The following is a 24816-nucleotide window of genomic DNA, read 5'->3' on the forward strand; positions in this document are numbered from 1 at the left end:
CCGCCCGCCGGGACGGTACGGCGGGAAGGCCCTGCCGGGTCGGCGCGGGAGACCCGCCCACGAGAGTGTTGACGGTGCTTACATTCAGAATTACCCTCATGTGGACACCGCTAACATTCCTCCGAGGGAGCCACACCGATGCCTACGCGTACACGTACGTCCACGTCCACCCCCGTGCCCACGCCGCAGCAGGAGACGATCGAGGTCGAGCTGGGCGGCCGTACGGTCACCGTCCCGAAGGGCGGTCTCTACGACCGGTTCCGGATGGACACCGATCTCGACGAGGTCGCCCGTGATCCGCGCGTCAGCGGAGTGGACTTCTTCCGGCGCCTGCCGAAGACCCGGGTCGACTCCCCCATCGGTCCCACGCTCACCCCGAACTTCTACTACCGCGTCTCGACCGCCCGGCTGACGATGCTCGCCCGCTCCCGGGCGATCCGCGGCCGCCTGCCCGAGGAACTGGCGCCGCTGGAGGTCGCGCCCGGACTCGGGCTGATCTCGGTGATGTTCTTCCGCTACGACGTGTGCGACATCGACTTCTACACCGAGGCGGCCGTCGGCATCGCGGTGAAACCGGCCCGGCACGGCAGGCTCGGCTTCTTCGACCTGGTCGCCGCCCTCAAGAACGAACACCTCGACTCCTACGTGCTGTCCCTCCCGGTGAGCACGGAGATCGCACAGGTCCGCGGCCACGACGGCTACGGCTTCCCCAAGTGGGTCACCGCACTCGACGTCGGTATCGACGCCCACCGCACCACCGCACGCGTGGCCAACGACACCGGCGGCACCGACCTGTCCCTGTCGGTGCCCACACCGGCGCAGGACATTCACCGCAGCGGCGAGCGGGTCTCCTCGCTCACCTCGTACACCTCGATCGGCGGCGCCTGGCACTCGACCCTGAGCCAGACCCACGTGCTGTCGGCGGGGACCGCGCGCTTCCCGCGCGGCGTCGCCCTCCGGCTCGGCGAGGGCCGCATGGCGGACGACGTGCGCTCCCTCGGACCGGTCAGGACCGTACAGCTCGACGTCATGACCGAAGGTCAGGTCGCGCTGCACATGCCGGTGCCCACCTCGGTCCGCGGCCGGTAAGAGGAACAGGAGCCCGTTGCCATGATCACCGACCACGCCACCCCGCCCACCGCCACCCGCGGCCCCGGCCTGCCCGACTCGCTGACCCCGGCCCGGATCGAGCGGCTGGCGGCTCGCGTCGCGGCCGCACCCGGCGCCGGGCGGGTCACCACGAAGGCCCCGTACACCGGGGCCCCGCTGGCCGACCTGCCGGTCTCCACCCCCGAGGACGTGGAGCACGCCTTCGCGCGCGCCCGGATCGCGCAGCGGACCTGGGCCGCCACCTCGCTGAGCCGGCGCAGGAAGGTCTTGCTGCGCTTCCACGATCTCGTCCTCGACCGGCAGGACGAGGCGCTGGACCTGATGCAGGCGGAGAACGGCAAGACCCGCCGCGACGCGTACCTCGAAGTGCTGGACACCGGGATCACCTCCCGCTACTACGCGCGCAGCGCCGCCAGGTATCTGGCGCCCAAGCGCCGCCGCGGCGCGATCCCGGTGCTCACCCACACCACCGAACTGCGCCACCCCAAGGGCGTCGTCGCCATCGTCTCGCCGTGGAACTACCCGCTGAGCATGGCCGCCGGCGACGCCGTAGCGGCACTCATGGCCGGTAACGCCGTCGTCCAGAAGCCCGACACCCAGACCGCGCTCACCGCGCTGTGGGCCCGGGGTCTGATGGAGGAGGCGGGCCTGCCGGCCGGGGTGTGGCAGATGGTGGTCGGCCGGGGCAGCTCCCTCGGCGGCGTGCTGATGGACAACGCCGACTACATGATGTTCACCGGTTCCACCGCGAGCGGACGCCGGATCGCCCGGGACGCCGGCGAACGCCTCATCGGCGCCTCGCTCGAACTCGGCGGCAAGAATGCCATGATCGTCCTCGACGACGCCGACATCGAGAAGGCCGCCGAAGGCGCCGTCGCCGCCTGCTTCCCCTCGGCCGGTCAACTCTGCGTCTCCATCGAGCGGTTGTACGTGGCCGAGGAGATCCGTGACCGGTTCGTCGACGCGTTCGTCGCCCGCACCCAACGGCTCAAGATCGGCGCCGCCTACGACTACAGCTGCGACGTCGGCAGCCTCACCAACCGGTCCCAGCTGGACACCGTCACCGCGCACGTCGCCGACGCCGTGTCCAAGGGCGCCACGGTGCTCGCGGGCGGACAGGCACGACCGGACCTCGGGCCGCTGTTCCACGAGCCGACGATCCTCACCGGTGTCACCCCGGACATGACGCTGTACGACCACGAGACCTTCGGCCCGGTCGTCTCGGTCCACGCCTACCGCGACGTCGAGGAGGCGATCGCCCTGGCCAACGCGTCGCCGTACGGACTGAACGCCAGCGTCTGGAGCCGCGACGGGGCGCGCGGCCGGGCCGTCGCCGCCCGCGTCCACGCCGGCACCGTCAACGTCAACGAGGCGTTCGCCGCGGCGTGGGGAAGCATCGACGCCCCGATGGGCGGCATGGGCGACTCCGGGCTCGGCCGCCGCCACGGCGCCGACGGAATCCTCAAGTACACCGAGCCCCAGACCGTCGCCCACCAGCGCGTCCAGGGGTTCACCCCGCGGGCCGGCATTCCGCCGGAGACGTGGGCCGGTCTCCTGACGGGAGTGCTGAAGGCGCTGAAGGCGGCCGGTATGCGCTGAAGCGCACACCGGCGGGCGGCGCGGTTGCGATGGCCCGCGCCGTCCCCGCGGACGCGGCCACGGGGGCCTGCCCGGCCCGCGCCCCACCTGATCGCCTCGCGCGTTCCACGTCACCTAAGATGTATGCATCGTTTACATGGAAGAAGGTATGTAAGCGCCGCACAGACGAGGGAGCGTGACCCATGCCGCAGACCAGCGGCTCGTACCACCACGGCGATCTGCGGGCGGCCTGTCTGAGCGCCGCGCGGGAGCTGCTCGAAGAGGGCGGCGGCGCCGGACTGTCACTGCGGGCGGTGGCGCGGCGGGCCGGCGTGTCGGCGACGGCCCCCTACCGCCACTTCCCCGACCGGGAGGCACTCGTCTCCGCGGTCGCCGCGGAGGGCTACCGCGAACTCGCCGGCTCCCTGGCCTCGGCACACCCCGCGCCGGCGACCGCCGACGACCTCGCCGCCGTCGCCGTCGCCTACGTACGCTTCGCGATCGATCATCCGGCGCTGTTCCGGGCGATGTTCGCCGAGCCCTGCGACCCGGACAACGAGGAACGCGTCCGCGCGACCACCGCCATCACGGAGTACGTCCTCGACATCGTCCGCCGCGCCTTCCCCGACGCCGAGCCGGCGAACGCCCTGGCGACGGCGGTGTGGGCCCTCGTCCACGGCCTGGCCTTCCTGCACCTCGACGGCAAACTCGACACCTCCACGCCCGAGATCGTCGCCGGTCAGGTCGGCGCCGCCGTCCACGCGATGCTCGCCGCCTCACGCGCGACGACCCCGTCGCCGGAGTGAGCGGACGCCGCACGCCGACCACCCCGCCCCGCCCTTCGGCGGGCGCGGCGTAGCCACCCTCACCCCGCCCCGCAGGCGAATGTTGACACTGCACACTCTCCACCCGTAATGTGTGGACTGTAAACATTCGATCGCTGGGGCCTCGTACCTCGCTGGGCATTCAGAGCAATAGCTCTCATTTCGCCCACCTCTCGGTAGGGTGTGCGTCACGCCGCAGTACCCATTCCGCGCCGGAAGGCCGGCCCCCGGCAGGTGCGCGTCGATCGCACCGTCCCGGACACCCGCGAGAGCCCTCGCCCCAGCCATGTGAACGGAGCGCCATGAAGGCTGTGTCGATCAAGGAACCCGGCGGCCCCGAGGTCCTGGAGTGGACCGAGGTCGAGGACCCGACGCCCGCCGCCGGTGAGGTGGTCATCGAGGTGGTGGCGAGCGCCCTGAACCGCGCGGACGTCATGCAGCGGCAGGGCCTCTACCCGCTGCCCCCGGGCACCTCGCCGTACCCGGGCCTGGAGGTGTCGGGCCGCATCAGTTCGCTCGGCCCGGGGGTGACCGGATGGCAGGTGGGCGACGAGGTCTGCGCCCTGCTCACGGGCGGCGGTTACGCGCAGCGGGTCGCCGTCCCCGCCGGGCAGCTCCTCACGGTGCCGAAGGGCATCGGCCTGGTCGAGGCCGCGGGTCTGCCCGAGGTCACCGCCACGGTCTGGTCCAACCTCGTCATGACCGCCGGACTGAAGAAGGGCGAGACCCTTCTCGTCCACGGCGGGATGGGCGGCGTCGGTACCACGGCGATCCAGATCGCCAAGGCGCTCGGCGCCCGCGTCGTCACCACGGTCGGCGGCCCGGAGAAGGCCGAGCGGGCCCGGGAGCTGGGCGCCGACGTGGCGATCGACTACCGCACGGAGGACTTCGCCGAGCACGGCCCCTACGACGTGATCCTCGACGTCATCGGCGGGGCCTACCTCGAACGCAACATCCGCTCCCTGGCCGCCGACGGACGCCTGGTCGTCATCGGCCTGCAGAACGGCCTCGAAGGCCAACTCAACCTCGCCGAACTGGTCTTCAAGCGCATCTCGGTGTACGGCACGACCCTGCGCACCCGGTCCGCGGCACAGAAGGCGGACATCGTCGGCGAGGTCCAGCGGCACGTGTGGCCGATGATCGAGCGGGGCGACGTACAGCTGCTCGTCGACCGGACCGTTCCCCTGGCCGAAGCCGCCGAGGCCCACCGGCTGATGGAGGCCGGCGGTCACGTCGGCAAGATCCTCCTGGTGAACGGCTGACCCGCGCCCGCCTCCCCTTCCGCACACCGCGGGAGAGCGAAAGGAAGCTCATGGACACCCAGCTCGGCCTCGGCGGCGTCCCCGTCGACACGAGTGCGCCGGTCCTGGTCACCGGAGCCACGGGCTACGTGGCCGGCTGGATCGTCAAAGCCCTGCTCGACGCGGGGGCGACCGTCCACGCCGCGGTCCGCGACCCGGGCAGCACGCACAAGGTCCAGCACCTCCTCGACGCGGCCGCGTCCTCACCCGGGACGCTGCGCCTGTTCGCGTCGGACCTGCTGCGCGAAGGCTCCTACGCCGAGGCGATGCGGGGGTGCCGGATCGTGATCCACACCGCCTCGCCGTTCGTCCGGACGGTCAAGGACCCGCAGCGTGATCTCGTCGACCCGGCCGTCCGGGGCACCCGCAACGTCCTCGGCACCGCGAACGAGACGGCCGCCGTCGAGCGGGTGGTGCTCACCAGCTCCATCGCCGCGATGATCGGCGACGCCGAGGACACCCTCGCTCTCCCCGGCCGGAGGGTGACCGAGGAGAGCTGGAACACGACCTCGTCGCTGACCCACGAGCCCTACAGCTACTCCAAGACCCTGGCGGAGCGGGAGGCGTGGCGGATCGCCGAGGCCCAGGGCCGCTGGCGCCTCGTCACCGTCAACCCGGGGCTGGTGATCGGCCCCGCCCTGAACTCCGCCCCGACCAGCGAGAGTTTCACCATCGCCCGGCAGTTGACGAGCGGCCGGATGCGTTTCGGCGCACCCCGCGTCGCGCTGGCCGTCGTCGACGTCCGCGAGGTCGCGTACGCGCACCTGGCGGCCGCGTTCCTGCCCGAGGCCCAGGGGCGCCACCTGGTCGTGGCGGAGAGCACCGACATCGTCGACCTCGGCCGCCGGCTGCTGCCCGCCTACGGTTCACGCTTCGCACTCCCCCGCCGCGGCCTGCCCAAGACCCTGGCCGTCGCGCTCGCCCCCGTCACCGGACTGGAACGCGACTACCTGCGCCGCAACATCGGCTTCCCCCTCCGCACATCCACCGCCAAGAGCCGCGAAGCCCTCGGCGTGCGCTACCGCCCCGCCCAGCACTCCATGGAGGACATGATCGAACAGCTCGTGCGGTCCGGGACGCTGCGGTAGAGCGCGTACCGGAAGCGTTGCGGCGGCGGACGTGCCGTAATACTTCCGGGGGCGTGCGGCGGTTCTTCGTCCGCGATCCCAGCGGGCAGGTGCTCAACGTGCTGGGCCACCGCTGACGGACCGGCACCGCCGCGCCCGGAGCTTCGGCGTGACTCACGCAGGGCAGCGTCCAAGGTGCGCATGAGGTGGGCAAGGCGGCTTTCGCCCGTCGGCGCGAACGGGAACACCTGCCGCCTGCCGGCGCCGTGTGGAGCCGTTCTGGAGGTCAGACGCCGGGTGTGTCAGAGCCGTATCGTGGTGAACAAGGTGGTTCCGTGCACGGCATCCACTTCCTTCCGATCGGTCTCGGTGAACCCCACCTTGGCCAGTACTCGGCGAGAAGCGGTGTTCCAGTCCCAGACCGTGGCCCACAGACGTTCATACCCGGACGATCGCGCCCATTCCACAACCGCCAACGACGCCTCGGTCGCGTATCCCTGACACCAGACGCGGCGTAGCAGCTCGAATGCCAGTTCCGGCTCCCGTACCGCCCCTCGCCCGTTGTCGACCAGTCCGCAGTAGCCGATGACGTCGCGAGAGGTCTTCCGCTCGACCGCCAGCAACCCGGCCGACCACACCTTGTCGGTACGGATCGAATCCTCAAGCTCCGCAACCGTGGGGTGTCCGTCCGGATCGATCCGCCGGTGCGGCGGCACTCGTGGATCACGTTCGGTCCACAGTTCACGCTGGACGACAGCCTCGTCCACCCGCCACGGCCTGAGCAGCAGGCGACTCGTCTCGACCACAACTTCGCTGCCCGGCGCGCCAACTGTCATGACAGAAACCCTTTCACGGATGAACGCGCTGCCGTGCGCCGGGGCGCGGTCCTGCCTGGGAAAACCGTCGGCAAACGCTGTCCTGGACATCGACGAAGCCAGTTGTACGACCTGTTTCACCATTGATAGCGGGATGGAGAGGACAGCCGGGCCGGCCGCATGCACCTGGCCGCTTCGCTCCGGCGGGCCGGGCACCGTCCTGGCCGTCGCACCAGGACGCCGTCCGCCGTCCGCTGTCGGCCCTGGCCGCCTGCCCTGGACGGCCGGCGCATCGGGCCATCAGAGGAACTATTCGTTTGCGGTCGTAGCCGATGGCTCGGCACGGTTCAGGGCATCGTGCGCGTTCGGCTTCTGATCTCAAGGAGGCGCCCTCGTGGCTGTTGTTCCGGAACGTCGGCTGGCTCTCCTCGGAGGCGGTTTCTCCACCGACGCCGACGGTCTCCTGGATGACTGGGTGCTCGATCAGGTGCCCGTTGCTCGCCCCAGGGTGTGCTTCGTCCCGACAGCCAGTGGCGACGCCCCCGCCTACATCGAGCGGTTCTTCGGGGCATTCCGGTCACGTTCCTGCGAACCCGGCGTCTTGCGTCTCTTCCGGCGGGAGCTCGATGACGACGCCCTGCGCACGTTCCTGCTCTCTCAAGACGTCATCTACGCAGGCGGGGGCAGCACCGCGAACATGCTGGCGGTCTGGCGCGCGCACGGCGTGGACCGGCTGCTTCGTGAGGCCTTCGACCGGGGGACCTTGCTGTGTGGCATCAGTGCTGGTGCCAACTGCTGGGCCGAGGGCTCACACACCGATTCCTTCGGACCGCTGACGCCTCTCCCGGACGGGTTGGGTCTGCTGGCCGACTCGGTGTGCCCGCACTACGGCAGTGAGCCCGGCCGGCGATCGTCCTATCAAGCGGCCGTGGCACATCGCGCGCTACCGGCCGGCTGGGCAGTCGAGGACGGCGTCGGCGCCCTCTTCACGGACGGCCTGCTGACGGACTCCGTGACGCGCACACCTCAGGCCCGCCTGTACCGGGTGGAGCCCGGTGAGGGTGGCGGAGTCAAGGAACAAGCCGTGGAATGCCGCCTGCTCGTCGCACCGCGGCAGCCGGCTTCGTCCGCATGAAGTGGTGAGGGGGCGGCCCGGCCCGGTGCGGGTCAGGAACCTGTTCAACCGCAGGGGATCTTCGTAGGGTGCCGGGCATGACGTCGCCCGGATTCCTCGCGCGTTCACGTACCCTCGCTCCGCCCGGTTGGAGCCGGTGGCTGGTGCCGCCCGCCGCGCTCTCGGTGCACCTGCCGATCGGGCAGGCGTACGCGTGGAGCGTCTTCAAGCCGCCGCTCGAATCGTCGCTCGGGCTGTCGGGGACGGCGAGCGCGCTGCCGTTCCAGCTCGGGATCGTGATGCTCGGGCTGTCGGCGGCGTTCGGCGGGACGCTCGTCGAACGGCGGGGGCCGCGCTGGGCGATGGCCGTGTCGCTGGTCTGCTTCTCGTCGGGGTTCCTGCTCGCCGCGCTGGGCGCGTACACCGGACAGTTCTGGCTGATCGTGTTCGGCTACGGCTTCGTCGGCGGTATCGGGCTCGGCATCGGCTACATCTCCCCCGTCTCCACGCTGATCAAGTGGTTCCCCGACCGCCCCGGGACGGCCACCGGCATCGCCATCATGGGCTTCGGCGGCGGTGCGCTGATCGCCTCGCCGTGGTCGGCGCGGATGCTGGCGTCCTTCGGGGACGACAGCCGGGGGATCGCGGCGGCCTTTCTCGTGCACGGGGTGACGTACGCCGGGTTCATGGCTCTCGGTGTGCTGCTGGTCCGGGTGCCGCCGGAGGGTTGGCGGCCCGCCGGGCGGGGGCCGGCGCGTGCGGAACGGTCGCCGCTGGTCACCACGGCGCAGGTGTCGGCCCGCAACGCCGTACGGACGCCGCAGTTCTGGTGCTTGTGGGTGGTGCTGTGCATGAACGTGACGGCCGGCATCGGCATCCTGGAGAAGGCCGCCCCCATGATCACGGACTTCTTCGCGGGCACCCCGGCCGCGGTCGGCGCCTCCGCCGCGGCGGGCTTCGTCGCCCTGCTCTCCCTCGCGAACATGGCGGGCCGGCTGCTGTGGTCCGCCGCCTCGGACATGATCGGCCGCAAGAACGTCTACCGCGTCTACCTGGGTGTCGGCGCGCTCATGTACCTGGTGATCCGGCAGGCCGGGGACGTCTCGAAGCCGCTGTTCGTCTGCTGTGCGCTGGTGATCCTTTCCTTCTACGGGGGCGGCTTCGCGACGGTCCCCGCGTATCTGAAGGACCTGTTCGGCACGTACCAGGTCGGCGCCATTCACGGACGGCTGCTGACGGCCTGGTCCACCGCCGGCGTCCTCGGCCCGCTGATCGTCAACCGGGTCGCCGACACCCAGAAGGACGCGGGCCACTCGGGCCCCGGCCTCTACTCCCTCTCCCTCGGCATCATGATCGCCCTGCTGGCGGTGGGCTTCGTCGCGAACGAACTGATCCGCCCCGTCCATCCGCGCCACCACGAGCCCGCGCCCCGGACCGGACACCACCCCGCACCGAAGGAGACGGCCGATGACGAACCCGGCCCCCGGCACACGCCCTGACCCCGAGCCCCCCTCCCCTCGCCGCGCCCTCACCCTCACCGTCTGGCTCTGGGTGGGCCTGCCGCTCGCCTACGGGCTGCACGAGCTGATCAGCAAGGCGACGCAGCTCTTCACCGGCTGAGCGGCCGGGGGCAGATCCGGTACGGCAAGGGCCTCGGCCGGGCTCCCTTCCTTTTCAGCACACCGAGATGGGCTTCGTGGGGGCGATCACGTATTTTCCGTAGAACCACCCTTTCTGGTTTGTTCCGATGACTCGCCCGTAGACCCAGGTGGGTTCATCGTGCTTATTTACGGCCCAGCACCAATGGTCAATGCTTTTCCCCTTGCCGACCTGCCCCAGGGCCGCACATTTACTTGAAGGTCCTCCGCGGCGAATGACGGTGGTCCGCGTCGTGCTGCGGGCCTTCATCTTGTGCGAGTGCTTGTGACCGCACTTCGCCGCAGTCTGCGCGGGTGCGCCGTCCGAGGCGGAGGCGGCGGGGGCGCCCACCGGAGAGGTTGCGAGGCAGACCGTCGCCGCTGCGGCGAGAGCATATTTGACCGTGCGCAAAACCATTCCCTTTCCACAAGAAATCCCGCTGCTGCCGATCTCTGAAATATGTCATCGAATGGAATCAGGTGGCAGCCGCATCACTCAATTGTCGTCAGCTCCTCCCCCAAGGGAGCAGAGGAATACGAGCCAAGTGGCGGCGGGCGGTCAGCTCTCGTCGGGCTCGTCCCCGTATGCGCGGGGAGCGGTCCTGGCAGTTCCGAGGAGGTCAGCGTACGTACGGGGTGGTGGTGGCCAGCGGTACGAAGCCGAGGCGCCGCAGGATCGGGCGGCTCTGGTCGGACGCGTCGACCTGGAGGTAGCGGTAGCCGTGTGCGGCCGCGATACGGGTGCGGAAGGCGACAAGGGCCCGGTAGACACCCCGACCGCGCCACTGTGGAACCGTGCCCCCGCCCCACAGGCTCGCGAAGGACGTACCCGGGTGCAACTCCATCCGTGCGGCGCTCACCGGTATGTCACCGGCCATGGCGACGACCGCGGGAGGCGAGCCCGTGGCCAACTGGCTGAGCAACAGTTTCCGGTGGTGCGGCCGGGCTTCGCCGAAGGCTCGCTCCTGCGCGGCCACCGCGAGCTCGACGCCGGCGGCATCGGTCACCGGGAGCAGGCGGACGCCCTCGGGCAGTTCGACGCTCGTGGGCAGGTTTTTGATATCGGCGACCATCAGCGTCTCCTCGGGCTCGGGTACGAATCCCGCTGCCCGCAGCCGCCCGGGGAGGTCGGCAGGCTGGTCATGTCCGTACAGCTTCCACTCGAACTCGCGCCCGAGTGAAGTGAAGTACTCCACCTGTTCCGCGATGGCGGCGTCTGCGGTGGTTTCGTCCAGATCCGACCAGACGACCGCGTTCCAGCCGTCGGCGTCTGCGCCGATATGGCGTACGACGCGGCCGGTCCGCTCGACCCGGGCTCCTGGCCCATCGGCCTGGATGTCCAGTCGCATCTCGCGATCGAAGAGCGCCAGCAGCGGCGGCGGTGTGTCCTGATTCATCCGCTCACTTCAGCACCACCGGGGGCGCGGGGCAACGGAAAAAGACCGGACGGGGTCGGCCCGCCCTGAAGCGGGGCCGAGTGCCGGCGAGGGCGGGGGCGAGGGCGATGAACCGCGTCCTGGACGAGGCCGGCATCGAGTGCCCGGAGCCCGTCGAGTCGGCCCCGTGGCGAAAGATACGGACGCCCCGCCCTTCGACTCCGGGAGGCAGGGCGTCGTCGTACCTACCTCACGCACTCACGTCTGGCACTGCTTCGTCGCGGCTCCGCTCCAGTTGCTCCACGCCCCGCCGGCCGGCCTCACATGTACCCGGATCTCGGCGGTGACGTTGACGGGGCCGCAGACGCGGTCGGAGTTGCCGATCTCGATCGGGCCGATCGTGGACCTGCGCTGGACGGCCGTGCGGCCGTTGCCGAGCTTGACCCAGTGGCCGCCTTCACGGGCCCGGAAATACGCCTCGTAGTCGACGTAGGTGGCGTGGGCCCGGGAGTTGGTGATGACGGCGTGGGCGGTGATGTTCCGCATGAAGACGTGGCCGTCCTTCCACCGTTCTGCGGAGACGCAGCCCTGAGCGCCGATGTTCTGGGTCGAGACGGCGCCTCCGCAGGCAATGGCGGCGGCGTGCGCGTCTGCCGGCAGGGCCAGCGCGGTCAGCAGGGCTGCTCCTGCTGCGGCGGCGAGCCGTTTCCGTTTCATGGGTTCCTCTCGGTCGGGATGTACCGAGGAGCAGACTGCCAGTCGGACCATGCGCCGGTACTCATTCCCTGCAGATGTGCGGCGGTCGGCATCCCGGCCCTCCACGGCTCCGGTGGTCAGCGGTGCGCTCCTTGCGGACGCCGACGGTGACCGCCGCACGCCTGCGCCGCGTCAGCCTTCCCGTCCGGGAACAACCCGGCGGACGAACCGGGCCCCAGGACGCGCTGACGCACACCGGCCGTCCCCGCCCGCAACCGGAACGCCCGCGCCCTTCCTCCGTCGCCGCGCGGCCCTGATCACCCGGCGGGCGGCCCACGGCGGTTGCGCGACCCGCACAGCGACGGCGGGACGGACGACGGCGAGGACGAGCAGCCGCATGACCAACGGCCGGCAGCAGTTCGGCCCGGCGCCCCCACCTATGACTTCGAACGGGACCGCCTGTGCGCGGCCCAGCACGTGACCGCCTCGTAAGGAACCGAGCTGTGGCCGCGGGATACGACACGCTCGATGGCCGCTACGAGGCCACTGTCCTCGTAGCGGCCCTCGATGAGCGGCTGTGACCGGTCCGTTCATCGATGGCGGACGGACAGCCCGTGGAGTCTTGGCGGTCAGGGGGTGATGGCATGTTCGACGAACTGGCCGCAGGCGCGGAACCCCAGGCGGCGGTAGACGGGCTCGCCGTCGGCCGACGCCTGCAGGACCGCGATGCGGTGGTCCCGCTCGCGGGCCGTGCGGAGGGCCGCGAGCGTGATGGCACCGCCGTAGCCGCGCCGGCGGTGGGCGGCCAGGGTGGAGATGTTGTAGATGCCGGCGACTCCCGCGTGGTGGAACACCTCGGCGGAGCAGACCGGACGGTCTTCCACGTAGCCCACCAGGTACCGGGCCGGGCAGGTCGCGGCCAGTGCCTGCGGGGCGGATCGAGCGAAGAAGCCGCGGACGGTTTCGGCGGGCGGGTTCCAGTTCGCGGCGAGGACCGTGGCGTAGTCGGCGAGCTGCTCGGGCGTGGTCACGATGCGGATGTCCGGTCCCGGGACGGCGGGAGGAGGCAGGGTGTCGTCCAGTTCGGCCCACATCGCCGTCTCGCGTTCAGACACCGGCAGACCGGCCGCCGTCAGGCGGGTGGTGAGGTCCAGCGGTGTCGAGGCCGGCCCCACCCACCAGGAGAAACGGCGGCCGGTGCCGGCCAGTGTCCCAGCGGTTCCGGCGATGCGGGCCGCGGCGCCGGCGGCGGTGAAGCGGGCCGAGGCAACGATGTTGAACGTGTCGTCGTCCAGGCCGCTGTCCGCGATCAGGAGGTCACCCGCCTCTGTGACGGTCGCGCCAGACATACTCCGGTGCAGGTGACAGGCGTGTTCCGCCAGGTTCCGTTCCATCCTGTCCGTCACGTCGGCTTCATCAAAGGAATGATCATTCATAGCGGTTGATCCCAGCACGACCGGACGAGGAGCGCATGTCACTTCAGGCGATGCCACGGCGGTGACCGGCACTTTCGATATACGCCCTGGCAGCGTTCTCTCAGCCCCCCGGCGTCCCGGCAGGTCGCGGCTCGGCGCGGAACGGGCGCAGGGGTTGAAGGGCGCGCTCCCGGCGGACGGTCTCTTCTGCCCCCTTGGCGCAGTCGGCGAAGGAGCCGACCGTGGAACGGCTGATGCGCTTTCACGGTGCACGCACCGGTGCCCCTGCGCGCATGCGGCGCACAGGGGCACCGGTGCGTCCGAGCCGCTGCATCCGCGAGGGCTCATCAGGCTCCCGGTGAGACCGTCCCGGCCGCCAGGCGTGCCGTCGTCTCCGTGAGGGAGACGGTGAACGGGTGCTGCGGCTCGGTCAGTACCCGGTCGGCCGGGCCCTGTTCGACCAGCTCGCCCGCGTCCATTACGGCGATGCGGTGGGCCGGACGTGCGGTCTCCAGATCGTGGGTGATCAGCATCAGGCACATCTCCGGACGCTCGCGGAGCAGATCCGTGAGGGCGTCGAGGATGCCGCGGCGCGTGACCGCGTCGAGGCCGGAGGTGATCTCGTCACAGATCAACACCCGGGGCCGGGCCAGCAGGGCGCGAGCCAGGGCCGCCCGCTGGAGTTCGCCGCCGGAGAGTTCCGCGGGGAGGCGGTGGGCCGTTCCGGGCCGGAGGCCGAAGCTGATCAGTGTGCTCAGCGCTTCCCGGACGGCCTGCGGACGACCGGCGCCGCGCAGGCGTACCGCGGTGCGGGCGACCTGGTCGAGGACGGGACGGTGCTCGTCGAAGGCGGCCCGCGCGTCCTGGAAGACGTACTGCACGGCCGCCAGCTCCGCGCGGCTGCGGTGCCGTACGCTGCGCGGCAGCGGGGCGCCGTCAAGGCGGACCCGGCCGTCGTGGTCACGGTGGAGCCCGGCCAGGCAGCGGGCGAGCGTGGTCTTCCCCGAGCCCGAGCGGCCGACGACCGCCAGCGACTCCCCGGGGTGCAGGGCGAGTTCCGGCACCCGTAGCACCGCAGGGGCACCGCCGGCGCCGTCGCGGTGGCGCGCGGTGAGATCGCGTACGTCCAGCACGGCCCGCCCGGTGCCGGGCGGAGGCCGGTGCCCGGTGGGTGACGACCGGGCATCGAGCAGGTGGCGGGTCCCTTCGTGGCGCGGTGTGTGCCACAGGCGCCGGACCGGGCCCGATTCCACGACCCGGCCCGCCCGCATGACGAGGACCTCGTCGGCGAGTGCGTGCACCACGTCGAGATCATGGCTGAGCAGCACGACCGCGACACCGCGTGCCGCCAGCGCCGCCAGTTCCTCGACGATGCGGTTCCTGGTCAGCGCGTCCTGGCCGGTGGTGGGCTCGTCGGCGACGACGACACGGGCGCCGAGCAGCAGCGCCTGCGCGAGGACGACGCGCTGCTGCTGGCCGCCGGACAACTGGTGCGGGTAGCGCGGCAACAGGGCCTCGGCGTCCGGAAGCTGGGCGTCCGACAGCGCCCGCAGGACGCGTGCGCGCGCCGCCGCCCGGCGCCGGCCGCGGGGCAGGACGCGCACCTGGGTGCGGGCGATGTCGTTCAGCAGCGCCGAGACCCGGCGGGCGGGGTTGAGGACGGCCGCCGGATGCTGGGGCACGTGGCCGACCGGGCCGTCCCCGGCCACGCGGACGTCGCCAAAGACCCGGGCACCCGGCGGGTACGCGCCGAGCAGGGCGAGGCCCGTGGTGGTCTTACCGCTGCCGGAGGGCCCGACGAGCGCCGTCACCTTGCCGGGCAGCGCCCGCAGCCGCACGCCGTCCACGATCGCCCGGCCGCCGATCTCCACACGCAGGTCCCGGATCTCCGCGGCGCAGGCCGGCCCGGCGCCGGTGGCGGTCGGCGCGGTCGTCTCGTTCCGGTCGGTCACGTCCGTGGTTTCCTCTCTCCCCGGCGCCGGCCGGGCTTGTGGAGTGCCGCGTCGAAGAGCAGGTTGCTGCCCATGGTCAGCGCGACGATCAGCAGGGCGGGGACCACCACGGCCCAGGGCTGCACGAACAGTCCGGTGCGGTTGCGGTCCACCATCACCGCCCAGTCGGCGGCGTCCGGTGCGACGCCGACGCCGAGGAACGCGGCGGTGGCCACGAGGTACAGCACGCCGGTCAGCCGGATGCCGGCGTCGGCGGCCAGGGTGCGCAGTATCGAGCGGCCGACATGGCCGACGGCCGTACGCCACCAGGTCTCGCCCTGCATGCGCAGGGCCTCGACCGCCGGGCGCGCCGCGGCTCCGGCGGCGGCCGACCGCACGATCCGTGCCGCGTCCGGGACGTTGACCACCGCGACGAGCAGGGCGAGCCCGGCGGCGCCGGGTGTGAGCACGGCCGCCACGAGGAGGATCAGCAGCAGGGACGGCACCGCCAGCACCACATCCAGCGGCCGCATCAGTGTCTCCTCCAGCCAGCGCCGGTGGGTGAGCGCGGCGGTCAGGCCGAGGGGCAGCGCCACGAGGTAGGCCGCGGCCGTCGCGGCCAGCGCGGTCAGCACCACCGGCCGGCCGCCGAGCAGGACCTGATCCCAGACGTCACGGCCGACGAAGTCGGTGCCCAGCCCGTGTCCGCCGCCGGGTGTGAAGGACGCGGTCCGCGCGCCCGGCCCGCCCGCGAACACCGGTCCCAGGACGGCGAGGACGAGCGGCACCGAGAGGACAGCGGTCCCGAGGGCGTAGCGGCCCGCGCGGCGCGGCCGTACGCCCGCGCGGAGAGCGGATACGGAGGGGCGGGTCACGCGGCCACCCCCGCCCGGGGTGTGAGCCGGTGGGCGGCCAGGTCGGCGCCGAGGTTGAGTGAGACGGTCAGGACGCCGAACACCACGGCGAGGCCCTGCACCACCGGTACGTCGCGTTCGGCGACGGCGTTGAGCAGGACGGTGCCGAGTCCGGGGATCACGAAGAGGGCCTCCACGACGATGACGCCGCACAGCAGCCAGTCGATGGTGCGGGCGAGTTGCTGGACGGCCGGGGCGAGGGCGTTGGGCAGGGCGTGGCCGTAGCGGACGCGGGCGCCGCCGACGCCGTAGCGGCGGGCGTGCACCGTGTACGGCGCGGCCAGGGCGTCGGTCATGCCGGCGCGGACCAGGCGGGCCAGCGAGCACACGGGGCGGGAGAGCAGGACGAGGACGGGCAGGACCAGCGCCGCGGGGTGCGCGAGCAGGTCGCTGCCGTAGCCGACGGCGGTGGGTGGGAGCCAGCCCAGGCGGAGGGCGAAGACGGTCACCAGCAGTACTCCGAGGGCGAATTCCGGGACGGCGTGGACCGCGAGCGTCAGCGAACTGATCAGCCGGTCGACGAGCCGCCCTTCGTGGCGGGCGGCCAGTACGCCGAGGCCGAAGCCGGCCGGGACGAGCAGGGCCGCGGTGAGGGCGGCCAGCAGCAGGGTGGGCCCGAAGCCGTCGGCCAGGTACTGGCTGACGGGCCGTCCGGAGGTCACGGAGGTGCCGAGGTCGCCGTGGAGCAGGCCCGCCGCCCACTCGCCCAGTCGCTCGTACGCCGGCCGGTCGAGGTGCATGGCCTCGCGGAGGGCCGCGATACGGGCGGGGTCGGGCTGGTCGCCGGCGAGGGCGACGGCGGCGTCGCCCGGCAACGCCTCGGTGAGCGCGAAGACCAGCAGCACCACGGCCACGGTCTGTACGGCGCCGAGGAGTACCCGCCGGACGACGAAGGAGCGCAGTCCCCTCACGCGAGCCACACCTTGTCGAAGCGGGCCCAGTCGAGCGTGTTGGCGGGCGCCTGACGGTCGACCCCCTTCACCGTGCGTGCCGTTCCCAGGATCCAGTCGGCGAAGCCCCAGATCAGGAAGCCGCCTTCGGTGTACAGGCGGCGCTGCATGCGCGCGTACACGGCTGCGCGGTCCTTGCTGCCGGGGGTGGACTGCGCCTGCCGGTAGAGGGCGTCGAAGTCCTTGTGGTGCCACGCGGTGGCGTTGGTGGTGGAGCCGGTCAGCAGCCGTTGGGAGAGATGGGCCTCGATGGGCATGGCTCCGGAGCGGTAGCAGCACAGGGTGCCGGAGCCGAGGATGTCGCTCCAGTACGTGTCCTTGCTGCCCGTCCTGACGTCGATGGTGACGCCCGCCTCGGCGGCCTGGTCGCGGAAGATGCTCGCGGCCTCGGTGAATCCGGCGGCGACGGCCGAGGTGTCGAGGGTGACCTTGAGGTTCTCGGCGCCGGCCTGCTTCAGCAGGGCGCGGGCGCGGCTCAGATCCTGCTCACGCTGGGGGAGGCCGTCCGCGTAGTACTCGTAGCCCTTGCCGAACAGGTCGTTGCCGATCTCGCCGGCGCCGGAGAGGGCGCCGGCGACGAGTTCCTCGCGGTCGGCGATGAGGAAGAACGCCTGGCGCACCCGCTTGTCGTCGAACGGGGCCCGGTCGGTCTTCATCGCGAAGCCCTGCATGGCGCTGTTGCGCAGCCGGACGATCTCGATCTGTCCCCTGCCTTCGTGCGCGCGGGCGGTGGTGGGGGCGAGTTCGTGGGCGTACTCGACCTGTCCGCCGAGGAGCGCGTTGACGCGTGCGGACTCGTCGTTGGCGATGACGAATTCGATCGCGTCGAGGTGCGGGGCGCCCTCCCAGTAGTCGTCGTAGCGGCGGAAGACGGCTGAGCGTCCGGGGGTGAAGGAGACGAAGCGGAAGGGGCCGGAGCCGATCGGACTCCGGTCGAAATCGGTCGCGTTCCTGGGGACGATGTACGCGCCGGACGCGGCCAGGATGTTGGGGAATTCGGCGGTGGGGCGCTTGAGGACGAATTCGATGCCCCGCTCACCGGTGGCGCTGCTCGCGTCGAGGTCGATGGGTTCCAGGGAGGCCCTGGCGCGGAACGCCTTCTTCGGGTCGGCGATCCGGCGGTAGCTGTACAGGACGTCCTGGGCGGTGACGGGCTCGCCGTTGTGGAAGGTGGCCTCGCGCAGGGTGACCTGCCAGCGGTCCAGGGCCTTGTTCGGCTGCCATTTCGCGGCGAGGCGGGGGCGCGCGGACAGGTCGGCGCCGTGGTCGGCGAGCTTGTCGAAGAGCGCCTTGGCGCGGGCGACATCGGCGAAGAGGTTGGCCAGATGGGGGTCGAGGGTCTCGCTCGCGCCGCCCCCGGCGAAGGCGGCGCGCAGCCGCCCGCCCCGCCGGGGCCGGCCGTCGCCCGTGCCCGTGCCGTCGTCGGAGCCGGGCCCGCCGCAGCCGGTGAGCGCGAGTGCGCCGAGCGAGGCGGCGCCCGTGGCGGCGAGGAAGCCGCGGCGGCGCAGTCCCGGGAAGGGGTGTCCGGCCGGTGCGGGGAGAGGGTGGGCGGATTCTTCGTTCATGCGGGTGTCCTGGTGGTGTGGAGGGGGCACGGTGCCGGCTCGGTGAGCCGGGCGACGACGTGCAGCCGGTCGGCGTCCGTCGCCTCGCCCGGGGGCATGCCTTCTCGCCAGGGCGGCTCGGTGCGCGGGCCCGGACCGTCGTGCAGGTCGAGGACCTCGAAGCCGTGCGCCGCGAGGAGACGGCGGAGTTCCAGCGGGAGGAGCAGCCGCCAGGCGGAGCGCTGTCCGACGGGCGGGGATCCGTCGTCCGCGGTCCATACGCGGGTGCGGCGCAGCAGTTGGGCGGTGCGGTCCACGGTGAGTGTGGTGGTGGACCGGTAGACGGTGCCGCGCCAGGTGAACTCGTGGACGGCGGGGGTGTCGAGCAGGTCGGTACGGCCCAGGAAGTAGGCGCCGTTGCGCATCTCCGCGACGAGCAGGCCGCCCGGGGCCAGCGCGCGGCGGCAGGAGGCCAGAAAGCCGTCGAGCTGGGCGTCGGTGTGGCAGTACAGCAGGGAGCTGTCCAGGCAGACGACCGCGTCGAAGACGCTTCGGCCCAGGTCGAACCCGTGCAGGTCGGCACGGACGTACGCGGGTCCGGGGTGGTGGGCGCGGGCGTGGGTGAGCATCGCCTCGGAGAGGTCGGCGCCGGTCACCGTCCGGCCGCCGCCGTGCAGGTGGGCGGCGTCGCGGCCGGTGCCGCAGCCGATGTCCAGCACACGTGGGCCCGCGCCGTACCGCCGCAGGCGGTCCTCCGTCCAGCGGGCGGCCAGCCGGTCGGCGTCGGGGAACCGGGCCTCGTACAGCTCGGGGTTGTCGGTGAGCAGGTTGTGCGTGTCCTCGGTGGCGGTGCGGGTCATGTCGTCTCCTTCCTCAGGCCGCCGCCGTCAGGGCCGGCCGTGGTGTCGCCGGGAGCGCGTCGCGCCGGTGCAGCCAGGCCACGCCGCACGCGGAGGCGAGACCGAACAGGGCGCAGCACGCCCAGGGCAGCCAGGGGGCGCCGCGTTCCCCGGTGTCCATGGCCCACCCGACGGCGGTGTTGCCGGCCGCGGCGGTGACGCCGGAGACCGCGTAGAAGATCCCGTAGTAGGTGCCGGTCAGCTCCGTGCGGCCGAAGCCGGGGATCAGCTCCAGCACGAACGGCTGGGCGATCATGACGCCGAGGTAGAGCAGGAGGGCGCCGAGCAGGACGGGCAGCGCGCGCAGCACCGCATCGGTGGGGCCGTCCGGGGCGCCGGGGCCGTCTGCCGCCAGCGCCGGCGGCAGGAAGGACAGCGCCATCACCACGAGTCCGGTGCAGATCCAGCGTGCCCGGGACCCACGGCGTTCGAGGGCGCGGGTGAGGCGCAGTTGCAGGGTGAGGTTGGTGACGGTGCCGACGAGGAAGACAAGGCCCGCCGCGCCGTCCCAGCCGGTGGCCCGCCGGGCTCCGTCCGGCAGCAGCAGGTAGAGCTGGTTCTGCAGGGTGAACATGCCGACCATGGCGAGCGCGAAGGCCAGGAAGGCGCGGTTGCCGAGGACCTCGCGCCAGTCCGCGAGGACGCCGCCTCCGCCCGGCTCCGCCTTGCGCGCGGGCAGGACGACGGCCTGGGCGACGGTGAGCACGGCGAAGATCCCGGCGGCGGTCAGCGCGGAGGTGCGGAAGCCGACGAGCAGCAGTGCGCCGCCCAGCAGCGGGCCGATCAACGCGCCGGCGGTGGCGAAGACGTTGAAGAGGGCGAATGCCTCCGCCTTGCGCTCCCCCGCCTCCTGCGCGAGGTAGGCGCGCACGGCCGGGTTGAACAGGGCACCGGCGAGCCCGCTGAGCACGGAGGCGGCGAGCAGCACGGCCGGCCCGTCGCCGAGCGAGAACAGTGCGAACCCCACGGTGCGCAGGGCGCAGCCGGCGATGATGACGCCGCGTGCGCCGAGCCGGTCGGAGGCGGAGCCGCCGATGAGGAACAGGCCCTGCTGGCTGAGGTTGCGGACGCCGAGGACGATCCCCACGACGGCCGCCGACATGCCGAGGTTCTGGCTGAGGTGGGTGGCGAGGTAGGGGACGAGGAGGTAGAAGCCGGTGTTGACTCCGAGCTGGTTGGCCAGCAGGACGCGGACGGCCAGGGGGAATCGGCGCATCTCGTGCCAGATCCTCATGCCTTCTCCTCCTTTGGACCGCGCCGCCGGACTCCCAGCCCCGGCAGCTCACCCGCCCGTACGAAACCGTCGGTGCCGCCGATGCCGGTCCACGGGTCGTGGGCGAGCAGCAGGTGTCCGTCGAGGTCGGCCCAGCGGGCGCGGTCGACGAGGTGGACGGCGGGTGCGAGGCCGAGGCTGCTGGCGGTGAGGCAGCCGAGCATCAGCGCGGTGCCGCTGCCTTCGACCGCTTCGGCGATGCGCAGGGCCGCGTGGACGCCGCCGCACTTGGCGAGCTTGACGTTGACGCCGTGCACCCGTCCGGCCAGGCGGCGGGCGTCCTCAAGGCTCACGGCGTCCTCGTCGGCGATGACCGGCAGGGGTGAGCGTGCGGCGAGCGCGGCGAGCGCCTCCGGGTCGCCAGGCGCGAGGGGCTGTTCGACGGCCTCGACCCCGAGTTCCGCGAACCGGGGCAGCAGGGCGCCGGCCTGGTCCGGGGTCCAGGCGCCGTTGGGATCGAGGAGCAGGCGGGCCCGGCGCGCGGCGTCGCGGATGGCGCGCACCCGCTCCACATCCTCCTCGGGGTCGGGCGTCCCGGCCTTGACCTTGATGATCTCGAATCCGCTCGCGGTGAGGCGGCGCGCCTCGGCCGCGGCGTGCACCGGCGAGGTGATGCCGATGGTGCGGGCGGTGGCGGCCACCGGGGCGGTGGCGGCGCCGAGGAGCCGGTGGACGGGGCTGCCGGCGCGCTTGCCGGCGAGGTCGAGGAGCGCGGCCTCGACGGCGGCGGTCACGGCCGGCGGGTTCTCCTCCCCGGCGAGTTCGCCCGCCCGCAGGGCGTCCAGCGCGCTTTCGGGGTCGCCGAAGCGCAGAAGGTCCGTGGCCGCGTCCGCGAGGAGGCGTCCGAGCGTGCCGGCGTCGAGACCGTAGTAGACGCTGGTGACGGCCTCGCCGTGGCCGCGCGAGCCGCCGTGTTCGACGGTCAGCCACACGGCGTCGCGGGTGGCCATGGTGGAGCGGGAGATGCGCAACGGCTCGGCGAGGTCGAGACGTACGGTGCGCTGGGTGGCCTTCACAGTGCCTCTTCCTGAGGGCGCGGGGGTGCGGGGGCCCGGAGCGGATCGGTGACGCGGGTGCAGCGGACCCAGCCTTCGGCCTCGGCCGCACGGGGGTGCGGTATCTCCAGGGGGCGAGTGGCTGCGGTGGACGGGGCGAGGCCGTGCGCGGCGAGGAAGTCGTCGTCGTAGACGGTGCCGAGATAGCGGTGCGGGCCGTCGGGGAAGACCGTGGCGACCTGCGCCCCGGGGTGGGTGCGGGCCGCCCAGGCGGCGACGCGGGCGACCGCGCCGGTGCTCCAGCCGCCGCTCACGAAGCTGCTCCGGGCGAGCCGCCGGCAACTGTCCACGGCCTCGGCCGGGCCGACCCAGTGGATCTCGTCGAAGGCGTCGTAGGCGACGTTGCGTGGGTGGATGCTGCTGCCCAGGCCGCGCATCAGCCGGGGACGGGCGGGCTGACCGAAGATCGTGGAACCGGTGGCGTCGACGCCGATGAGACGCAGGTCGGGCCAGTGTCGCCGCAGCGGAGCGACGACGCCCGCGCTGTGGCCGCCGGTGCCGACGCTGCACACCAGGACGTCGAGGTGGTCGAGCTGGGTGATGAGTTCGGCGGCGAGGGAGGCGTAACCGGCGGTGTTGTCGGGGTTGTTGTACTGGTCCGGCCAGTAGGCGTCGGGCAGTTCGGTGAGCAGCTCGCTCAGCCGGGCGAGGCGAGCGGCCTGCCAGCCGCCCTCGGGTGCGGGCCGGTCGACGAGTTCGAGGCGCACCCCGTGGGCGCACAGCAGCTGCCGCATGGACGGCTCCAGTTCCTGGTCGCCGACGAGCACGACCGGGTGGCCGAGGGCCTGCCCGGCGAAGGCCAGGCCGACGCCGAGGGTGCCGGAGGTGGACTCCACCACCGGTGCGCCGGGCCGCAGTTCACCACGTGCCCTGGCGCCCCTCAGCATCGACTCGGCGGCCCGCGCCTTCATCCCGCCGGCTGCGAGCCCTTCGAGCTTGGCCCAGAATCCGGGGTGGGGCCCCGGCAGATCAGCGGTGACGCGCACCAGTGGTGTACGGCCGAGCAGGGCGAGCAGCTCCGGGCGGGCGGTGGGCCGTGCGGCGGTCGCGATCATATGTGGACTCCTTGACAGGAGTTGCCGTGCGGCCCCCTGTAGCGGTGGACGACTCCGGCGCCGCCGTCGAGCCAGAAGAAGGGGTACGGCTCGGCGCACACCGCGCTCACACCGTGGCCGAGGAAGCGGGGCAGCACGGCGCTGCCGGTCTGCGCGAACATCACCAACTGCTTGCCGTGCCGCCGCGCATGCCGCCGCAGCGGTTCGAAGGTGCCGTTGCCCAGCGTCATCCCGGACACGAGCAGCGCCGCGCAGCGGCCGGCCGCCGCGAGCGCGTCGGTGACGACCGGCTCGCCCCACTCGGTGGTGCCGCCCTTGAGGTCGCACGGGACGTACCGGAGGCCGCGGGCGCGCAGCGCCTCCAGGAGGGAGTTGACGACTCCGATCACCAGCACGGTGGCTCCGGGCGGCAGGTCGATCAGCTCGGCGACCGCGTGCGCCCGCGCCCGGGACTTCTCCAGCGACGATCCGGCGGGCAGCGGGAAGGGCTGCGCCCCGCTCTCCGGGCCGTGCGGGGCGGCGTGCATCAGATAGGCGTCCAGGGCGGCCACTCGTACCGGCGGCAGCGGATGTTCCAGGAGCCGGGCCACGTCCGCGCCCACACAGTCGTCGAGCGCGCTGTCGGGCAGTGTGCCGGGCTCGACCGCGCAGGAGCCGACCGCTTCGCCCAGACGCAGGCTGAGCACTTCGTTGCGGTATCCGGTGCCGCGTCCGTCGTGGCGTACGGCCTGCCGGGTGGTGAAGGCCACGGTGATCCGCCGGGTGGCCGGGTCGGGGCCCAGCTCTCCGGCGTGAACAGCGCCGACGAGGTCCGCGTACGTCGGGTACGTCTCGTACGCCGGCGCGCCGGTGACGGCGATCATCGGATCACCAGCCGCGTCCGCAGCCCGGCCAGCAGGGACTCGACGCGGTCGCGGGCCCCTGGCCCGTCGGCGTCGCCTGCCATGACGTGCCCGAGGTACTCGCTGTTGCTGCCCGCCGCCTTCACCGTCTTGCCGGGGTCGGCGAGCTGCACCTCCAGGACGCCGGGTGCGTCCCGCAGTTCGCCGCCGTCCAGCGCGTGCAGCGTGCCGGCGGTCTGCGGCACGAGAAAGCCGATGGCGGCGCTGCGCAGTCCGGTGTCCGTGCGCCGCAATCCGGGCCGGCGGCCCAGTGCGACCTCCACGCAGACCGCCGCGAGGTCGATGCCGGTGACATGGCGGATCAGTTCGGTGATGCGGTTCCCGGCGGGGCGCGGGTTGACCTCGACCACGCGCGGTCCGCCGGAGGTCAGCTTGATCTCGGTGTGCGCCACGACGCCGTCGGCGAGTCCGAGGGCCTTCAGGGCGTGCCGCGCGGTGCGTCCGGCGGCTTCGGCGTCCTCGGGCGTCAGGGCGGCGGGGAACATGTGGCCGGTCTCGATGAAGGCGGGGGCCCCGCCGACGCTCTTGTCGGTCACGCCGACCACGTGGACCGTTCCCTCGTACGAGACGGTCTCGACACTCACTTCCGGACCGTCCAGCAGTTCTTCGAGCAGGACCACGGGCGCGCGCCGCTGCCCGCGCGCATTGACCGGGACGTTTGCCAGCGTCCGGTGGAGAGCGGCGAGTTGCGCCTCGTCGTCCACCCGCCGTACGTACATACCGGCGCACAGGTCGACGGGCTTGGCCACCAGCGGGTAGCCGATCTCCCGGGCGGCGCCCGCGATGTCGGCCCATTCCTCGTGCACGGCGAACCGCGGGCCGGGCACTTTGGCATCGCGGAGGACGCGGCGGGTGGCGTCCTTACGGCAGGCGTTCGCCACGGCTTCGGGCCCGGGGCCCGGCAGACCGAGCCGCCCGGCGATCCGCGCCACGGCCGGCAGGTAGTAGTCGCAGGACGTGATCACCCCGTCGAATCCCCATACCGCGTGCAGACGCTCGACTTCGGGCAGCAGGGCCTCGATGTCGTTGGTTTCGGCGGTGATGACGTTGCGGGCCCCGAGCAGCGGGTGCGTCGTCCCTTCGGGCGCGGAGCGCAGGTAGTGGTGCAGGTCGCGGGTGAGGAAGGTGAACGTGTGTCCGCCCTCCCGTATCGCCCGCGGCAGCAGCCGGCTCATGGCTCCGACCCAGCTCTCGACCACCAGCAGATGAGCCACAACTCCCCTTCCGGGCTTGGACTTCGGGTACGGGCAGCCGGGCGCCCCTCGGGAGAGAGGGGGCGGCTTGCCCGTCGCACACTTTAACGATAATCATTTTCATTGTCATTTCGCGGCCGTCCCCCACGCCGCCCCCTTGTTCACCG

General features: G+C 72.2%; 22 protein-coding genes. 8 read left to right on the plus strand and 14 right to left on the minus strand.

Features of this window, described 5'->3' with window-relative positions:
* The first annotated feature begins 138 nt into the window (after positions 1-138).
* The 5 genes from ACZ4M8_RS24455 to ACZ4M8_RS24475 all read left to right on the plus strand — a co-directional run bounded on the left by ACZ4M8_RS24455 (position 139) and on the right by ACZ4M8_RS24475 (position 5901).
* A complete protein-coding gene (locus ACZ4M8_RS24455; RefSeq protein WP_467610694.1) occupies positions 139-1089 on the plus strand; it encodes an acetoacetate decarboxylase family protein in 951 nt (316 codons plus the stop codon).
* Between the two features lie 21 nt (positions 1090-1110).
* Complete coding sequence (locus tag ACZ4M8_RS24460) at positions 1111-2709, plus strand: succinic semialdehyde dehydrogenase (RefSeq protein WP_467610695.1); 1599 nt, start codon at positions 1111-1113, stop codon at positions 2707-2709.
* A 182-nt stretch (positions 2710-2891) separates the two neighbouring features.
* A complete protein-coding gene (locus tag ACZ4M8_RS24465; protein WP_467610697.1) occupies positions 2892-3494 on the plus strand; it encodes a TetR/AcrR family transcriptional regulator in 603 nt (200 codons plus the stop codon).
* A 320-nt stretch (positions 3495-3814) separates the two neighbouring features.
* The gene (locus ACZ4M8_RS24470) at positions 3815-4774 is read left to right on the plus strand and encodes an NAD(P)H-quinone oxidoreductase (protein WP_467610699.1); all 960 of its coding nucleotides are present in this window, start codon (positions 3815-3817) and stop codon (positions 4772-4774) included.
* A 50-nt stretch (positions 4775-4824) separates the two neighbouring features.
* Entirely contained in the window at positions 4825-5901 is a 1077-nt protein-coding gene (locus ACZ4M8_RS24475) for an NAD-dependent epimerase/dehydratase family protein (RefSeq protein WP_467610701.1), read from the plus strand.
* A gap of 281 nt (positions 5902-6182) precedes the next feature.
* On the opposite strand, the gene ACZ4M8_RS24480 is transcribed toward ACZ4M8_RS24475, so the two are convergent.
* Positions 6183-6839, minus strand: coding sequence for a GNAT family N-acetyltransferase (locus tag ACZ4M8_RS24480; RefSeq protein ID WP_467610703.1), 657 nt, complete (start codon positions 6837-6839; stop codon positions 6183-6185).
* A 250-nt stretch (positions 6840-7089) separates the two neighbouring features.
* On the opposite strand from ACZ4M8_RS24480, the gene ACZ4M8_RS24485 reads away from it, so the two are divergent.
* The 3 genes from ACZ4M8_RS24485 to ACZ4M8_RS24495 all read left to right on the plus strand — a co-directional run bounded on the left by ACZ4M8_RS24485 (position 7090) and on the right by ACZ4M8_RS24495 (position 9429).
* Positions 7090-7830 carry a Type 1 glutamine amidotransferase-like domain-containing protein gene (locus tag ACZ4M8_RS24485; protein ID WP_467610704.1) on the plus strand — a complete coding sequence of 247 codons (741 nt, stop codon included), beginning with the start codon at positions 7090-7092 and terminating at the stop codon, positions 7828-7830.
* Between the two features lie 77 nt (positions 7831-7907).
* Positions 7908-9308, plus strand: coding sequence for an OFA family MFS transporter (locus ACZ4M8_RS24490; RefSeq protein ID WP_467610706.1), 1401 nt, complete (start codon positions 7908-7910; stop codon positions 9306-9308).
* Positions 9277-9429 carry an MFS transporter small subunit gene (locus ACZ4M8_RS24495; protein ID WP_467610708.1) on the plus strand — a complete coding sequence of 51 codons (153 nt, stop codon included), beginning with the start codon at positions 9277-9279 and terminating at the stop codon, positions 9427-9429. The genes ACZ4M8_RS24490 and ACZ4M8_RS24495 overlap by 32 nt, the downstream gene beginning before the upstream one ends.
* 637 nt (positions 9430-10066) lie before the next feature.
* Here the strand turns inward: ACZ4M8_RS24495 and ACZ4M8_RS24500 are convergent.
* From ACZ4M8_RS24500 to ACZ4M8_RS24560, 13 genes are all read right to left on the minus strand, one after another.
* Positions 10067-10843: a GNAT family N-acetyltransferase gene (locus tag ACZ4M8_RS24500; RefSeq protein ID WP_467610710.1), complete on the minus strand. Its 777-nt coding sequence runs from the start codon at positions 10841-10843 to the stop codon at positions 10067-10069.
* Between the two features lie 237 nt (positions 10844-11080).
* Positions 11081-11539: a hypothetical protein gene (locus ACZ4M8_RS24505; RefSeq protein WP_467610712.1), complete on the minus strand. Its 459-nt coding sequence runs from the start codon at positions 11537-11539 to the stop codon at positions 11081-11083.
* Positions 11540-12147: 608 nt separating this feature from the next.
* A complete protein-coding gene (locus tag ACZ4M8_RS24510; RefSeq protein ID WP_467611299.1) occupies positions 12148-12912 on the minus strand; it encodes a GNAT family N-acetyltransferase in 765 nt (254 codons plus the stop codon).
* A gap of 368 nt (positions 12913-13280) precedes the next feature.
* Positions 13281-14885 carry an ABC transporter ATP-binding protein gene (locus ACZ4M8_RS24515; RefSeq protein WP_467610714.1) on the minus strand — a complete coding sequence of 535 codons (1605 nt, stop codon included), beginning with the start codon at positions 14883-14885 and terminating at the stop codon, positions 13281-13283.
* The gene (locus ACZ4M8_RS24520; RefSeq protein WP_467610716.1) at positions 14882-15739 is read right to left on the minus strand and encodes an ABC transporter permease; all 858 of its coding nucleotides are present in this window, start codon (positions 15737-15739) and stop codon (positions 14882-14884) included. Before ACZ4M8_RS24520 ends, ACZ4M8_RS24515 begins: the two co-directional genes overlap by 4 nt.
* Positions 15736-16689, minus strand: a complete 954-nt coding sequence (locus ACZ4M8_RS24525; RefSeq protein WP_467610718.1) for an ABC transporter permease — start codon at positions 16687-16689, stop codon at positions 15736-15738. Before ACZ4M8_RS24525 ends, ACZ4M8_RS24520 begins: the two co-directional genes overlap by 4 nt.
* On the minus strand, positions 16686-18293 hold the full coding sequence (locus ACZ4M8_RS24530) for an ABC transporter substrate-binding protein (protein ID WP_467610720.1): 1608 nt from the start codon (positions 18291-18293) through the stop codon (positions 16686-16688). The genes ACZ4M8_RS24525 and ACZ4M8_RS24530 overlap by 4 nt, the downstream gene beginning before the upstream one ends.
* The gene (locus ACZ4M8_RS24535) at positions 18290-19132 is read right to left on the minus strand and encodes a class I SAM-dependent methyltransferase (protein WP_467610722.1); all 843 of its coding nucleotides are present in this window, start codon (positions 19130-19132) and stop codon (positions 18290-18292) included. The genes ACZ4M8_RS24530 and ACZ4M8_RS24535 overlap by 4 nt, the downstream gene beginning before the upstream one ends.
* A 13-nt stretch (positions 19133-19145) precedes the next feature.
* Positions 19146-20405, minus strand: coding sequence for an MFS transporter (locus ACZ4M8_RS24540; RefSeq protein WP_467610724.1), 1260 nt, complete (start codon positions 20403-20405; stop codon positions 19146-19148).
* A complete protein-coding gene (locus tag ACZ4M8_RS24545; protein ID WP_467610726.1) occupies positions 20402-21460 on the minus strand; it encodes a mandelate racemase/muconate lactonizing enzyme family protein in 1059 nt (352 codons plus the stop codon). The genes ACZ4M8_RS24540 and ACZ4M8_RS24545 overlap by 4 nt, the downstream gene beginning before the upstream one ends.
* The gene (locus tag ACZ4M8_RS24550) at positions 21457-22554 is read right to left on the minus strand and encodes a PLP-dependent cysteine synthase family protein (protein WP_467610728.1); all 1098 of its coding nucleotides are present in this window, start codon (positions 22552-22554) and stop codon (positions 21457-21459) included. The genes ACZ4M8_RS24545 and ACZ4M8_RS24550 overlap by 4 nt, the downstream gene beginning before the upstream one ends.
* Positions 22551-23417, minus strand: coding sequence for a Rossmann-like domain-containing protein (locus ACZ4M8_RS24555; RefSeq protein ID WP_467610730.1), 867 nt, complete (start codon positions 23415-23417; stop codon positions 22551-22553). Before ACZ4M8_RS24555 ends, ACZ4M8_RS24550 begins: the two co-directional genes overlap by 4 nt.
* A complete protein-coding gene (locus ACZ4M8_RS24560; protein WP_467610732.1) occupies positions 23414-24670 on the minus strand; it encodes an ATP-grasp domain-containing protein in 1257 nt (418 codons plus the stop codon). Before ACZ4M8_RS24560 ends, ACZ4M8_RS24555 begins: the two co-directional genes overlap by 4 nt.
* Positions 24671-24816 lie beyond the last annotated feature (146 nt).

Source organism: Streptomyces sp. NPDC027185, assembly GCF_055567035.1.

Coding starts and splice junctions, on each gene's coding strand:
- ACZ4M8_RS24510 (WP_467611299.1), bottom strand. CDS start 12,912: ATGGAACGGAACCTGGCGGAACACGCCTGTCACCTGCACCGGAGTATG.
- ACZ4M8_RS24480 (WP_467610703.1), bottom strand. CDS start 6,839: ATGGTGAAACAGGTCGTACAACTGGCTTCGTCGATGTCCAGGACAGCG.
- ACZ4M8_RS24460 (WP_467610695.1), top strand. CDS start 1,111: ATGATCACCGACCACGCCACCCCGCCCACCGCCACCCGCGGCCCCGGC.
- ACZ4M8_RS24490 (WP_467610706.1), top strand. CDS start 7,908: ATGACGTCGCCCGGATTCCTCGCGCGTTCACGTACCCTCGCTCCGCCC.
- ACZ4M8_RS24475 (WP_467610701.1), top strand. CDS start 4,825: ATGGACACCCAGCTCGGCCTCGGCGGCGTCCCCGTCGACACGAGTGCG.
- ACZ4M8_RS24455 (WP_467610694.1), top strand. CDS start 139: ATGCCTACGCGTACACGTACGTCCACGTCCACCCCCGTGCCCACGCCG.
- ACZ4M8_RS24540 (WP_467610724.1), bottom strand. CDS start 20,405: ATGAGGATCTGGCACGAGATGCGCCGATTCCCCCTGGCCGTCCGCGTC.
- ACZ4M8_RS24500 (WP_467610710.1), bottom strand. CDS start 10,843: ATGAATCAGGACACACCGCCGCCGCTGCTGGCGCTCTTCGATCGCGAG.
- ACZ4M8_RS24470 (WP_467610699.1), top strand. CDS start 3,815: ATGAAGGCTGTGTCGATCAAGGAACCCGGCGGCCCCGAGGTCCTGGAG.
- ACZ4M8_RS24530 (WP_467610720.1), bottom strand. CDS start 18,293: ATGAACGAAGAATCCGCCCACCCTCTCCCCGCACCGGCCGGACACCCC.
- ACZ4M8_RS24550 (WP_467610728.1), bottom strand. CDS start 22,554: ATGATCGCGACCGCCGCACGGCCCACCGCCCGCCCGGAGCTGCTCGCC.
- ACZ4M8_RS24555 (WP_467610730.1), bottom strand. CDS start 23,417: ATGATCGCCGTCACCGGCGCGCCGGCGTACGAGACGTACCCGACGTAC.
- ACZ4M8_RS24535 (WP_467610722.1), bottom strand. CDS start 19,132: ATGACCCGCACCGCCACCGAGGACACGCACAACCTGCTCACCGACAAC.
- ACZ4M8_RS24465 (WP_467610697.1), top strand. CDS start 2,892: ATGCCGCAGACCAGCGGCTCGTACCACCACGGCGATCTGCGGGCGGCC.
- ACZ4M8_RS24495 (WP_467610708.1), top strand. CDS start 9,277: ATGACGAACCCGGCCCCCGGCACACGCCCTGACCCCGAGCCCCCCTCC.
- ACZ4M8_RS24505 (WP_467610712.1), bottom strand. CDS start 11,539: ATGAAACGGAAACGGCTCGCCGCCGCAGCAGGAGCAGCCCTGCTGACC.